The sequence below is a fragment of the Agromyces tropicus genome (genome assembly GCF_039531345.1).
Classification (GTDB): domain Bacteria; phylum Actinomycetota; class Actinomycetes; order Actinomycetales; family Microbacteriaceae; genus Agromyces; species Agromyces tropicus.
Map to the genome: position 1 here is coordinate 208,929 of NZ_BAAAPW010000003.1, position 13,245 is coordinate 222,173.

Below are 13,245 nucleotides of genomic sequence, written 5' to 3' on the forward strand. Positions count from 1 at the left end.
CTCGCGGAATCGATGGACCGGATCGCGCGCGCACCGGTAGCGTCAGGCCTGTGACCGTCACGATCCGGCCCGCGACGTCGGGCGACGCCGAGGCCCTCGCACGCCTCGCCGCCGTCACGTTCCCGCTCGCCTGCCCGCCGTCGACGACGGCCGACTCGATCGCGTGGTTCATCGCGGAGCAGCTCAGCGAGGTGCGCTTCGCCGAGTTCCTCGCCGATCCCGATCGCACGATCCTCGTCGCCGAACCCGACCGCGCGAGCGGCGCGGGCATCGCGCTCGCCGGGGCCGAGGAGGTCGCCGCGACCGGCGGCCTGGTCGGCTGGTCGATGCTCGTCGCCACCGAGGACGGCGTGCCGGCCGACGAGGATGCCGCGGCGAGCGTCACGACGCGTCCGGCGATCGAATTGAGCAAGATGTACGTGCACCCGGTCGCGCACGGCGCGGGCATCGCCGGCACGCTCATGGGCGAGACGCTGGCGAGGGCCGCCGCGACGGGCGCGCGCGTGGTGTGGCTCGGCGTGAACCAGGAGAACGCCCGCGCCATCCGCTTCTACGAGAAGCAGGGCTTCGAGGTCGTGGGCAGCAAGGGCTTCAGGCTCGGCGATCGGATCGAGCACGACCACGTGCTCGAACGCGCCCTCCGGTCGCCCGCTACCTCGACGCCTTGACCTGGTCGTACGCCGCGAGCGCCGCGGCCCGCGTCTCCTTCAGGTCGACGATCGGCTCGGGGTAGTCGTCGCCGTCGAGGTCCGGGAGCCACCGGCCGACGTACTCGCCGTCCGGGTCGAACTTCTCGCGCTGGAGTTCGGGGTTGAAGACCCGGAAGTACGGCGCCGCGTCGGCGCCCGAGCCCGCGACCCACTGCCAGCCGAACGGGTTGGACGCGTGGTCGGCGTCGACGAGCGTGTCCCAGAACCACTGCTCGCCGCGACGCCAGTCGATGAGCAGGTTCTTCGTGAGGAAGGACGCCGTGATCATGCGCGCGCGGTTGTGCATGCTCCCGGTGTGCCAGAGCTCGCGCATCGCGGCATCCACGACGGGCACGCCCGTGCGGCCGCGCTCCCACGCGGTGAGCGCGCTCGGGTGCAGCCGCGGCCAGGGGAACGCGTCGAATTCGCTGCGCCAGTTCCTCGTCGCGAGCTCAGGGAAGTGGAACAGCACGTGGTAGGCGAACTCGCGCCAGCCGACCTCGGCGAGGAACTTGCGCGCCCCTTCGGCGCCGGCGGCCCGCTCGCGCGTGGCGTGCCAGATGCGGTGCGGGCTGATCTCGCCCCAGCGCAGGTGCGGCGAGAGCCGGCTGGTGGCCTGCCGGTCGAGCCGGTCGCGCCCGGTGGCGTAGCCGGCGAGGTCCTCGTCGAGGAAGGCGCGCAGGCGTCGTGCGGCGGACCGCTCACCCGGCTCCCACGTCTCGCGCAGCCCGCCCGCCCAGTCGGGGTGCGTCGGCAGCAGGCCCCATTCGTCGAGGTCGTCGCCTGCCGGGCCGCCGCGGCCGTCCGGTCCGCCGTACCCGTCGAGCTCGGCGGGGGCGGGCAGCGGATGCCGCGGCTCGTCGGCTGCGAGGCAGGCCTTCCAGAACGGCGTGAACACCGAGAACGGGGTGTCGGAACCGGTGCGGATGGTCCACGGCTCGAACAGCAGCGACCCGTCGAAGCTGCGCACCTCGAGGCCGTCGTCGGCGAACCGGGACTTCAGGCCGGCGTCGACGTCGCGCTCGGGGCCGCCGTAGCGTCGATTCCAGAAGATCGCGCCCGCACCGACCTCGTCGACGAGCGAGGGGATGACGCGGCCGGCCGGTCCCCGACGGAGCACGAGCCGCACGCCGCGATCGCGCAGGTCGTCGGCCAGCGAGGCGAGGGAGTGGTGCAGCCACCACTTCGCGGCGCCGCCGAGCGGGCGGATGCCGTCGGACTCCTCGTCGAGCACGTACACGGCGACGATCGGCTCGCCGCGTTCGACGGCCGCGTGCAGCGCGGGGTGGTCGCCCACCCGCAGGTCGTCGCGGTACCAGACGATGGACGGCGAGGCGGTCATGGTCCGACGCTAGCCGAGGCCTCCGCACCGGCCGCTGGGGGTTGACTGGGCATCCGCTCGGCGGCACGTGCGGCGGACCGCGCGATGGCCCACGTGCCGAGTCCGGAGGCGAGGAAGACGACGCCGAGCACGGACCAGCCGGCGAGGCCGTGCTCGAGTGCGGTCGCGGTGACGACGAGGGGCGCGCACATCGCTCCGAGTGAGTAGCCCATGCCGAACACGCCCTGGTAGGTCCCCGCGCGGACGGGGTCCGCGAGTTCGAAGCTGAGCCCCCACCCGCCCGCCTGCGACAGCACCTCGGCGAACGCGTGGGCGAGCGCCGCGAGGAGCACGACGACCACGGCGCCCCAGGCGGGCAGCCCCGCCGAGAGCGCGTAGACGACGCAGGCACCCGCCATGAGCCAGGCGGCGATCGCCGAGACGCGGCCCGCGACGCGCAGGTCGTGGGTGCCGCGCGAGAGCGGCATCTGGAACAGCACGACGATCGTCGTGTTGAGGATGAGCACGGCGGACACGACGACCGCGGGCGCCTCGGTGGCGTGCGCGACCCAGAGCGGCACCCCGATGTTCGTGACGGCGAACTGCATGCCGAAGACGGCGCTGAGCGCGGTCAGCAGCAGGTAGCGGGGGTCGCGCCAGGGCGAGTGGGCGCGCAGCGCGATGCGCTCGGCGCGGAGGGAGGCGGCGACGTCCGTCGACCCGGTGGCGGTCGTCACGGGGCCGGCCGCACGCGGCGCGGGCGCATCGACGGAGCGGGGCAGTCGGACGAGCTGCATCACGCCGAGGAGCGAGGCGGCGCCGGCGAGCACGATCGTCGCGCGGTAGGCCTCCGGGGTGCCGAGCGCGAGTGCGAGGGCTCCGACGCCGGATCCCACGGCGATCGACACGTTGGTGACGGTGCGGAGCACGGCGCGTGCGCCCACCCGGGCCTCTCCGGTGAATGCGCGGGCGATGATCGCGCTGCGGGTCGAGTTGGCGGCCTGCTCGACGGCGCCGACGACGACCGCGATGACGAGGGCGGTCGCGAAGTCGCCGGCGAAGACGTAGGCGATGAGCCCGATGCCGTCGGCGATCGAGAGCCCGATGAGCAGCCGCCGCGCCCGCACGCGGTCGGCGAGCCATCCGCCGGCGAACGACGAGAGCACCCCGGCGGCGCTCGCGAGGGTCAGCACGATCGCGACCTCGTGCGCGGGCAGGCCGACGACGAACGTGAAGTAGAGGACGGTGACCGTGAGGAAGACTCCGCGCCCGAGGCGGCTGATGAGCGTCGCGACGACGAGCGCGCGCAGGACGGGGTCTGCGAGGGAGGCCGTGAGGCGGGCGAGGAACGACGGTCGTGCGGGAGCGGTGGTCACAGGACAGTTGTCGCAGGCGGGGCGTGGCCGAGGAATCGATGTAGCGTTGTGCTACATGTTGCGCTACGTGCTCGACGAGCAGGACGTCGCCGCCGTCCGCTTCGGCATCTCCCCGCTGTGCGAGCTCGGGCTGTCGCTGCGCGCCGTGCAGGCCCCCGAGCGGTTCCCGCTGCAGCTGCCCTGGGTCCGGCGCACGGAGGCCGCGCGGGCCGACCTCGACCACGAGGTGCTCGACGCCCTCATCGACGACCGGATGTGGACGCCCGACTTCCTCAACCCGCGACCGGCCTCGCCGCTCACCCGGCTCGACGACGAGCTCGCCGCGCTGCGCGACCTGCCGGCCGACCGGTTCCACGCCGATCTCATCGCCGTGCACGGCCGCGTGCCCGACCCGCTCGGCGGTCCGTCGCGCGTGGCGATCGGCCGCGTGGCGGCGGCGCTCGAGGAGCTGTGGGCGGCGAGCTTCGCGCCCTACTGGCCGCGCATGCGCGCGGTGCTCGAGGCCGACGTCGTGCACCGCGGCCGCCAGATCGCGCAGCACGGGCTCGGCGCGATGCTCAACGGGCTCACCGCCACCGTCGACTTCGACGGCGACGTGCTGCGCGTGCGGATGCGGGACCCGCGCGACCGGACCCAGGCGATCGTCGGCACCGGGCTCACGCTCGTGCCGACCATGTTCACGCGACGCGCATCGGCCCCGGTCGGCGACGGCCCGCCCATGCTCATGTACCCGGCGCGCGGCCAGGGCGCCCTCTGGGAGACCGAGCGCGTCGCGAACCCGGCCGCCGTCGCCGCCATCCTGGGCGACACGCGCGCCTCGCTGCTCGCCGCGCTCGGCGACCCCGCCTCGTCGACCGAGCTCGGCGTGCGCTTCGGCGTGACCCCGAGCGCCGTCAACCAGCACCTGCGCGCCCTGCGCGACGCCGGGCTGCTGGTGAGCACGCGGCACGGGCGGAGCGTGCTCTACCTCCGCAGCGAACTCGGCTCGGCGCTGCTCGAGGGCGCCGTCCCCGCGGCGTGAGCCGGCCGCGCCGCGGCCTCCGTCACTCCGGGTCGTCCGCGACCCGCAGCACGAGCTTGCCGCGCACGTGCCCCTCGCCGAGGCGGGCGTGGGCGGCTTCGCCGTCCGCCAGCGGGAACACCTCGTCGACGTGCACGCGGACCGCGCCGTCGTCGATGAGCCGCGAGATCACCGACAGCGTTCGCGCGTCGGGCGACACCACGAAGCCGGTGGCGCGGATGCCGCGTGCCGCCGCCTCCTCGGCCATCGTCGGCCACGACTTCGTCGGCACGTTGACGATGAGCCCGCCGCGCCGGACGACGTCGAGCGAGCGCGTGGCGGTGTCGTCGATCACGTTGCCGATGAGGTCGACGACCACGTCCTGCTCCCCGGCGACCTCCTCGAACCGCTCCGACGTGTGGTCGATGACGCGCTGCGCGCCGAGCGACCGCAGGAACTCGGCGTTGCGCGGCGACCCGGTCGTCGTCACGTTCGCCCCGAAGTAGCTCGCGAGCTGCACGGCGAAGTGGCCGACGCCGCCGGCGCCCGCATGGATGAGCATCCGCTGGCCGTCGTGCGCCCGCGCCACGTCGACGACGGCGCCCCACGCCGTGAGCGCGGCGCACGGCACCGCCGCCGCCTCGACGAACGTCGCGGCGTTCGGCATCGGCGCGATCGACATCGACGGGACGCTCACGAGCTCGGCGTACGTGCCCGACATGCGCGGCACCCGGCCCATGCCGTACACCCGGTCGCCGGGCCGGAGCGGATGCGCCGCGTAGGGCACCTCCTCGACGACGCCCGCGACGTCCAGTCCGAGGATCGCCGGGTACTCGGCGATCGCCGCGGAGACGCCCCGGCCGAGCTTCGTCTTGCGATCGATCGGGTTCACGCCCGCGGCGACGACGCGCACCAGCACCTCGTCCTGCACGCGGAGCGGCGCCGGCACGTCCGCCAGGCGGAACCGGGCGTCCTCGCCCGTCTCGTCGACCACCAGTGCCCGCATCGCGTCCCCCGTCCGCTCGCCTCCCGTCGGACCATTCTGCGGCAGATCGGGCGTGCGTGCTCGCGCGTGATCGCGGACCGCGTCACGGCCGGCTGAGCCGGCGCCCCACGACCTCGCGCATCGCCGCCGCCTGTGCGGCGACCCCGTCGTCGCGCGCCGGAACGTGCTCGAGCGGTGCGCCGAGTCCCGCCGCCCAGCGCTCCGCGAGCGCGAGCGGGTGGACCGGGTCGCGCGGCGCCCCCACGACGACCGACCGGACGCCGCGCGCGGCGAGCCCGGCCAGCTCGGCGTCGTCGGCGAACGCGCGGTTGCGCGGGATCTCGACGAGCCGGACCGCCCTGGCTGCGGCACCCGGCGCGGTGAACTGCATGAGCAGGCCGCGCGCGCCGAGCGGCGACTCGGCCGCGACCCGGTGGTGGGGCTCGGTGCGACGGAACGCCTCGGCACCGGCGACCGGGCCGCGTTCCCGGAGCAGCTCGCCGATGACCGGGAACGGCCGCAGGTTCGGCGGCAGCGGGGCGTCGCCGAAGGCGGGCCGCACGAAGACCGCGCGCTCGACCGGCAGCGATCCCCGCAGTGCGAGGCGCAGCGCGATCGCCGCGCCCATCGAGATGCCGATCAGGGTGAGCGGTGTCGTCGGGGCTCTGGGCGCGTCGCGACGCACCGTCTCGGCGACCTCGTCGGCGAGGCGGTCGAGCGCGAAGTCGTCCGGTCCACCCAGCAGCGTGGAGGCGCCGTGTGCGCGGACATCCGGTGCGACGACGTCCGCGGGCGCGACGCCGGCGTCGGCGAGCACCGGCCCGAACAGGTCGAGCGGCTGCCGCCGGTCCGCGCCGAGCCCGTGCAGGAGCACGAAGCTCACGCGAGCGGCCCCGGGCGGTAGAACGAGCGGTCGGGCGGCGCCGCGACGACGGGCTCACCGGTTCCGGGGCGCGGCCGGATCGCCTCGAGGAGCAGGTCGCCGAGTCGCACGAGCTGTGCGATCTGGTCCTCGTCGCGGTCGACCCAGCGGCACTGCGGCTCCCCGACGGGTACGAAGCCGTCGTGCTGCTCCCACACCACGAGGGTGCGCTCGGCACCGAGCACGTACTGCTGCCACCACACCTGCCGCAGGTAGCCGCGGGGGATGCCGCGCCAGGGCTTCGACGTCGTCTTGATCTCGCAGAGCTCGACCGTGCCGTCGGTGCGGACCGCGAGGCCGTCGGGCGTCGCGAGGTGCCGACGCTCGGACTCGGCGTGGAAGAGCAGGCTCGACGGGTCGATGCCGTGCTCCTGCCGCACCCAGCGCGCGATGACCGGCTCGCGCTCGCGGCCGTGGTCGGTGTAGCGGCTGCCGCTGAAGCCGCGCGTGCGACCGCCGTAGAGCTTCTCGCTCGCCGCCGCGCGCACCGAGGACTCGGACGCGAGCTTCGCGGCATCCGTCGCCGTCACGCCCTGGGCGCGGGCCCGCAGCCAGGCCACGCGATCGCCGGAGTCGGCGACGACGCGGGTCTCGTGCGGCAGCGGGGGCTGGCGGAGGGCCGACGCGACGCGCGGGGCGACCGATTCGAGGTCGAACAGCGCGAAGGGGGTGTCGGTCACCCGACCACGGTACCGCCGGCCACCCGCGATCGCGGGACGCCGCGGACGCGCGGCGGCGTCGGTCGTCAGAACCACTTCGCGAACGATTGGTAGCGGGAGAAGCCCGCGCGCTGGTCGAACTCTCCGGGCGGCCAGTATCCGTTCGCCAGCCAGCCGTAGGCGTACTCGAACCGCCCCATCGATCCGCGGAACGGACTCGGGGCGGCGGGGTGGCACATGAAGCCGCAGTAGTTCGCCACCGTGGCGCCGAATGCACGAGCGGACTGCGCGTGGCCGACGGGGGAGTACTGGCTTCCGGGCAGCCCGAGGTCCACGCTGCCGAGGAGCGTGTAGACGGCCTTGTGGTCGGCGCTCGTGTTCGAGTACCCGCTCGACCCGTCGTTGTAGAAGCCCGCTCCGACGACGTCCCCCTCCACCTGCGTGGGGAACCGTTCGGCCAGCCCCCGGGTGGTCAGGATCGCCCAGAGCACTTCGTCGGCCGTCAGCAGCCCCATGTCGAACGCGACCACCGCATGGTCGGCGCCGATGGAGAGCTGATACGAACCTGCCTCCACGGTCGCGCCCGATGCGCTGCGCGCGAGCGGTACCGGGATGGTGCGTCCGCCGAAGGTCTGCGGACCGCCGACGAGCGATTCGGGTGGAGCCGTTCCGGTGAAGCCGGCTCGCCGCATGAACTCTCGCCAGCTGTCCATCCGGTGCGTCTTGCAGCGATCGGAATACTGCTCACCGGTCGGCTGGGGCTGTGGAAGGTACTGCTGCGACATCCACTGGTTCGACACCGGATCACCGTCGCAGTACGAACTCGACTCGCCCGTGGTGAGCACGATGATGACGTCGTATCGACGTGCATCGCGCGCTCCGAGCAGGGACCACGCGGAGAACTCGTCGTCCGGATGCGCGACGACGGTGTACCTGAGCACGCGTCCCTCCGACGGCAGCCACCAGGACACGCGACGCGCCGCGTCGACCGTGACACGCGGCGGCGTCGACCTCCCGTCCGCGAGGACGAGTGGACTCGCGAGCGTCCCCGCGACGGCTCCGGCGGTGACGCCGTCGGCGAAGGAGAAGGCATTGGCGACGATGAGGCTCGGCGTCGTCGGGGTGAAGAACCGGTCGGCCACGGCGGATGCCGTGGCGAAGCGGTCGGCGCCGGATACGCGCGATGCGCTCCCTCCGGTGATGTTCCTGATCCGCGACATGACGCCGTCGGACACGACGCCGCTTCCGCCGATGACGTAGACCGTCGTGGGGTGCAGCCGGCGGAGCTGCGCCTCGGTCGCCGCCGGCACCGCCGTCGCGGTGACGAGCAGGGTCGGTGCCTTCCTGCGTGCGGCAGCCGGTCCGGTCGAGAGCGCGTCGGGGAAGTTCTGCCCGGACGCGACGAACACGACGTCGGACGAGGCGACGAACGTCTTCGCGATGGCGGCGGCGGTCGCGTAGCGGTCCTGGCCCGCGACACGGGCGACGGTCGCACCGGGGAGCGTCCGCCGCACCGTCGCGACCACGCCGTCCGATACGACGCCGGTTCCACCGACGACCCACACGCGGGTCGGGGCGAGACGCACGAGTTCGGCGGCGACGCTCGCAGGAAGCGACGCCGTCCGTGTGAGCAGCACGGGTCCCCGGTGCGCGCCGGCGATGGCGGACGCCGTGATGCCGTCCGGGAAGTTCTCGCCTGTCGCGAGCCAGACCTCGGCCGCCCCGTCGGGGAAGTGCGTCGCGGAGAGGCCGATCGCCGTGGCGTAGCGGTCGGCACCGCCGATCCGCGTCGCCGTGCGGTCCGTGACCGATGCCAGTTTCGTCAACGCCCCGCCGCTGACGACCGCGGTCCCGCCGGCGGCGATGGCGGATCCGACGATGCGGTTCCCTGCGGGTGCGGCCTGAAGCCCGGTCGCGAGCGATCGGTCCGACGACATCGTGACGCCGTCGCCGTCGAGGACGGCGCTCGGCCGGTCGGGCGGCGCGGCGTCGTCCGGTGCGTCGTCCGATCGGCTCGGTGATTCGAAGTAGCCGTCGTCGGTCCAGTCCGGCTCGGACGTCGTCGCCGACGCGACCGGCGCGGTCGCGACGGCGACCAGGGCGAGCAGGACGGCCGTGGCGATGAACGCCCGCACCGGACCCGCTCGCCGGGACATCGGTCGGGCCTCGGACATCCTCCGGGGCGACGCCCGGCGGGCTGGACGGCTCCGAGATCCGCGTCGGGTCGCTGCCACGCGCCGAATCTACTCCGCCGCGCGTGCCGGCAGCGTCCCCCCGGACGGGCCACATTCCGCGCATCGGACGGCCGGCGCGACGCCGTGGCGGGCGCCGCCTCCGCCCTGGACTACTTGACCGCCTGCAGTGCGGCGCTCGCGGACTGCGCGATCATCGCCTCGATGTTCGCGGGCGACAGCGAGTGGTGGATGGCGAGCATGCTCGCCCCGAGCACGGCCGCGTCGGCGCCCGTCTGCGAGAGCGTGATGTGCAGTGCCTCGGTCGCGAGGGGCATCGACCGCCGGTAGACGACCTCGCGGACGCCGGCGATGAGGTGCTCGCCCGCCTCGGCCATCGCGCCGCCGAGCACGATCACCGACGGGTTCATGAGGCTGACGCAGGTGGTGAGCACCTCGCCGACGTCGCGGCCGGCCTGCCGCACGGCCTGGATCGCGTTGACGTTGCCGTTCTTGACGAGGTCGACGACGTCCCGCGAGCTCTTCGCGGGGATGTCGGCGGCGGCGAGCGCGCGGGCGATCGCGCTGCCGGAGGCGAGCGCCTCGAGGCAGCCGAAGTTGCCGCAGTTGCAGGCGATCTCGGCGCCTCGCGAGACGTACACGTGGCCGATGTCGCCTGCGGTGCCCTGCGCGCCGCGCTGGAGGAAGCCGCCCGAGATCACGCCCGCGCCGATGCCCGTCGCGATCTTGACGAACAGCAGGTGGTCGGTGTCGGGCCAGGACTTCTCGCGCTCGCCGAGGGCCATGATGTTCACGTCGTTGTCGACGAGCACGGGCACGTCGATCTCCTGGCGGATCCAGCCGGCGACGTCGAAGCGGTCCCAGCCCGGCATGATGGGCGGGTTGATCGGGCGCCCGGTGCTGAACTCGACCGGGCCGGGCAGGCCGACGCCGATCGCGAGGAGGTCGTCGAGCCGCCGACCCGAGTGCTCGATGAGCTCGCGGATCGAGGCGATGACCGTGTCGAGCACCACCCGCGGGCCCTCGGAGACCGGGAGCACCGTGTTCGTCTCGTCGAGCATGCGGCCGGTGATGTCGCTGAGCGCGACGCGGACGTGGGAGGCGCCGATGTCGACGCCGGCGACGTACCGGTCGCTCGCCGTGATGGCGAACAGCGACGACGGCCGGCCGCCGGTGGAGGCCGCCTCACCGACCGGGCCGACGAGGCCCAGGTCGGTGAGGGCGTCGATGCGCATGGCGACCGTGGTGCGGGCCAGTCCCGTGATCGAGGCCAGTTCGCTGCGCGTGCGCGGCTGGCCGTCGCGGAGGATCTGGAACAGATCGCTCATGGCGGTCGACCCCAGGGCGTTCACATGGGGTCGTGCGTCGCCCGCACCACTTACGTCAGTCATCCGTCGATTCTCCCATATCTCGCGGCATAACTCGCATGCATATGCATCCGCCGGCATATCCCGGTCGGGGATCGCGCTTTCCTAGTCCGACTTCGCGCCCTGGCCGGCGAACCGCTGCTGCAGCAGCACGGCGATGACGATGATCACGCCCTTCGCGACCGCCTGCACCGACGTCGACAGGTTGTTCTGGGTGAACACGTTCGTGAGGGTCGCGAAGATGAGGACGCCGAACACCGTGCCCGTGATGGTGCCGCGCCCGCCCACCAGGAGGGTGCCGCCGACCACGACCGCGGCGATCGCGTCGAGCTCGTACAGCGTGCCGTGGGTCGAGGTGCCGGCCGTCGTGCGCCCGAGGATCATCACCGCGGCGATGCCCGCCGTGAGGCCCGCGAGGGCGTAGAGGTACATCGTGTGGCGCCGCACCGCGATGCCCGCGAGGCGGGCCGCCTCGCGGTTGCCGCCGATCGCGACGGTGCGGCGGCCGAACGTCGTGCGGTTCAGCAGGATCCAGCCGGCGACCGCCACGATCACGAAGATCCAGATCAGCATGTCGATGCCGAGCAGGTCGCTGTTCATGAAGTCGATGAACTCCGAGATGCGGATGACCTGGGTCTGGCGATTGGCGAGGATCTCGGCGAGGCCGCGCGCGGCCACGAGCATGGCGAGCGTCGCCATGAAGGCGACCACCTTGCCGTAGGCGATGACGAAGCCGTTCAGGAAGCCGGCGGCGAGGCCGACCGCGAGCGCGGTGAACACCATCACGAGCCAGGTGGAGTTCTCGGCAGCGGCCTGGATCGCCGACAGCGTGGCGACGACCGAGGCCAGGCCCATGACGGAGCCCACCGAGAGGTCGATGCCGCCGCCGATGATGACGAACGTCATGCCGACGGAGATGACGCCGATGATCGATGCGAGCCGGATGATCACGAGGATGTTGTCGATGTTGGTGAACCGGTCGCCGGCGGTGATCGCGCCGACGGCGAACAGCGCGGCGAGCGCGAGGATCAGGCCGAGGTTGCGGCCCACCGCGCCGCTCAGCAGCGAGCGCGCGGTGAAGCGGCGCGCCGGCGCCGGCTGCGGCTCCTCCGGCCCGGACTCGGCCGGGGAGATGGTCTGGGACTTGGACTCGCTCACGCGGCGGTTCCTTTCATGACGAGGTCGAGCACGCCGTGCTCGTCGATCTGGTCGGACTTGACGGTGGTGAGGACGCGCCCGTCGGCGACGACGAGGACCGTGTCGGCGAGTCCGAGCACCTCCTCGATCTCGCTCGAGACGACGACGACCGCGTCGCCGTTCGCGGCGAGCCGGCGGATCAGGGCGTAGATCTCGGCCCGCGCCCCGACGTCGACGCCGCGCGTCGGCTCGTCGAGGAGGAGGACCGAGGTGCGGTTCACGAGCCAGCGGGCGAGCAGGATCTTCTGCTGGTTGCCGCCCGACAGCGTGCGTGCGGGCCGGTCCGGGTCTGCCGGCCGCAGCTCGAGCGCGTCGATCTGCTCGGCGGCGACGCCGCGTTCGCGCCGCTCGTCGAGGAAGCCGCCGCGGGCGAAGCGCGAGAACGAGGAGAGCGTCACGTTCCGGAAGATCGGCTCGTCGAGCAGGAGACCCTGGCTCTTGCGCTCCTCCGGCGACAGGCCGATGCCGGCGCGCACGGCGTCGCGGACCGACCCGCGCCGGAGCGTGCGGCCGCCCGCCCGCACCGTGCCGGAGCTGGCCCGCCGCGCGCCGTAGATCGTCTCGAGGATCTCCGATCGGCCCGAGCCGACGAGCCCGGCCAGCCCGATGATCTCGCCGGCTCGGACCGAGAACCCGACGTCGGAGAAGACGCCGTCGAGCGAGAGCCCCTCGACCTCGAGCGCGACCGGCGCGTCGTCGGCGATCGGCGTCGCAGCCGGGAACACGTTCTCGACGTCGCGGCCGGTCATGAGCCGGATGAGCTCCGAGGTGGGCGTGCCCGACACGGGGAGCCCGTTCGCGGTGCTCCGACCGTCCTTCAGGACGGTGATGCGGTCGCCGATCTCGCGGATCTCCTCGAGCCGGTGCGTGATGTAGACGACCGCGATGCCGGCCGCCGTCAGCTCGCGCACGACGCGGAAGAGGTTCTTCACCTCCTCGCTGTCGAGGACGGCGGAGGGCTCGTCCATGATGATCAGCTTGGTGTCGTGGCTGAGCGCGCGCGCCATGCTGACGATCTGCTTGTTGGCCGCGCTCAGGGAGCCGACCTCGCGCGAGGGCGGGAGGTCGCCATGGCCGAGGCGGCCGAGCAGGCCGCGGGTGCGGGCGTTCGCCTCGCCGGTGCGGAGCATGCCGCCCACGGCGAGCTCGTGGCCCAGGAAGATGTTCTCGGCGACGGTGAGGCCGTCGACGACGTCGAGCTCCTGGTACATGGTGGCGATGCCGAGTTCGATCGCCGCCTGCGGCGACGGGAGCTCGACGTCCTGTCCGCTCCAGGTGATGGTGCCGGAGTCGGGGGAGTGCGCGCCGGCGAGGGTCTTGATCAGCGTCGACTTGCCTGCGCCGTTCTGCCCGAGGATGCAGTGCACCTCGCCCGCCGCGATCTCGAGGTCGACGCCCTTGAGCGCGTGGACGCCTGCGAAGCTCTTCGAGATGCCGCTCATCCGGAGTAATGCCGGGGAATGGTCGTCTTTGATCACGTGAGAATCATAATGGCTGTTCGCGATGGCACAAGGGGTTCGGCGCCGATTGCCCTCCG

General features: G+C 73.1%; 11 protein-coding genes. 2 read left to right on the plus strand and 9 right to left on the minus strand.

Annotated features, from left to right (window positions below; translation table 11 throughout):
* Nucleotides 1-50: 50 nt before the first annotated feature.
* Nucleotides 51-668: a GNAT family N-acetyltransferase gene (locus tag ABD230_RS12000; protein WP_344373853.1), complete on the plus strand. Its 618-nt coding sequence runs from the start codon at nt 51-53 to the stop codon at nt 666-668.
* Here the strand turns inward: ABD230_RS12000 and ABD230_RS12005 are convergent.
* Together ABD230_RS12005 and ABD230_RS12010 are read right to left on the minus strand one after the other, a co-directional pair.
* Nucleotides 652-2,031 carry a cryptochrome/photolyase family protein gene (locus ABD230_RS12005; protein ID WP_344373862.1) on the minus strand — a complete coding sequence of 460 codons (1,380 nt, stop codon included), beginning with the start codon at nt 2,029-2,031 and terminating at the stop codon, nt 652-654. The two genes, ABD230_RS12000 and ABD230_RS12005, sit on opposite strands and share 17 nt — an antisense overlap.
* The gene (locus ABD230_RS12010) at nt 2,028-3,386 is read right to left on the minus strand and encodes an MFS transporter (RefSeq protein WP_344373914.1); all 1,359 of its coding nucleotides are present in this window, start codon (nt 3,384-3,386) and stop codon (nt 2,028-2,030) included. The genes ABD230_RS12005 and ABD230_RS12010 overlap by 4 nt, the downstream gene beginning before the upstream one ends.
* 55 nt (nt 3,387-3,441) lie before the next feature.
* On the opposite strand from ABD230_RS12010, the gene ABD230_RS12015 reads away from it, so the two are divergent.
* Nucleotides 3,442-4,407, plus strand: coding sequence for an ArsR/SmtB family transcription factor (locus ABD230_RS12015; RefSeq protein WP_344373924.1), 966 nt, complete (start codon nt 3,442-3,444; stop codon nt 4,405-4,407).
* A 22-nt stretch (nt 4,408-4,429) separates the two neighbouring features.
* On the opposite strand, the gene ABD230_RS12020 is transcribed toward ABD230_RS12015, so the two are convergent.
* From ABD230_RS12020 to ABD230_RS12050, 7 genes are all read right to left on the minus strand, one after another.
* Entirely contained in the window at nt 4,430-5,392 is a 963-nt protein-coding gene (locus ABD230_RS12020; protein WP_344373937.1) for an NADP-dependent oxidoreductase, read from the minus strand.
* An 82-nt stretch (nt 5,393-5,474) separates the two neighbouring features.
* Entirely contained in the window at nt 5,475-6,254 is a 780-nt protein-coding gene (locus tag ABD230_RS12025; RefSeq protein ID WP_344373953.1) for an alpha/beta fold hydrolase, read from the minus strand.
* The gene (locus ABD230_RS12030; protein WP_425546226.1) at nt 6,251-6,973 is read right to left on the minus strand and encodes a YqaJ viral recombinase family protein; all 723 of its coding nucleotides are present in this window, start codon (nt 6,971-6,973) and stop codon (nt 6,251-6,253) included. The genes ABD230_RS12025 and ABD230_RS12030 overlap by 4 nt, the downstream gene beginning before the upstream one ends.
* Before the next feature lie 65 nt (nt 6,974-7,038).
* Nucleotides 7,039-9,108 carry a cell wall-binding repeat-containing protein gene (locus ABD230_RS12035; protein ID WP_344373963.1) on the minus strand — a complete coding sequence of 690 codons (2,070 nt, stop codon included), beginning with the start codon at nt 9,106-9,108 and terminating at the stop codon, nt 7,039-7,041.
* 188 nt (nt 9,109-9,296) lie between these two features.
* A complete protein-coding gene (locus tag ABD230_RS12040; protein ID WP_344373969.1) occupies nt 9,297-10,472 on the minus strand; it encodes an ROK family transcriptional regulator in 1,176 nt (391 codons plus the stop codon).
* A 144-nt stretch (nt 10,473-10,616) separates the two neighbouring features.
* On the minus strand, nt 10,617-11,669 hold the full coding sequence (locus tag ABD230_RS12045; protein WP_425546227.1) for an ABC transporter permease: 1,053 nt from the start codon (nt 11,667-11,669) through the stop codon (nt 10,617-10,619).
* A complete protein-coding gene (locus ABD230_RS12050) occupies nt 11,666-13,150 on the minus strand; it encodes a sugar ABC transporter ATP-binding protein (protein WP_344373985.1) in 1,485 nt (494 codons plus the stop codon). The genes ABD230_RS12045 and ABD230_RS12050 overlap by 4 nt, the downstream gene beginning before the upstream one ends.
* Nucleotides 13,151-13,245: the final 95 nt, after the last annotated feature.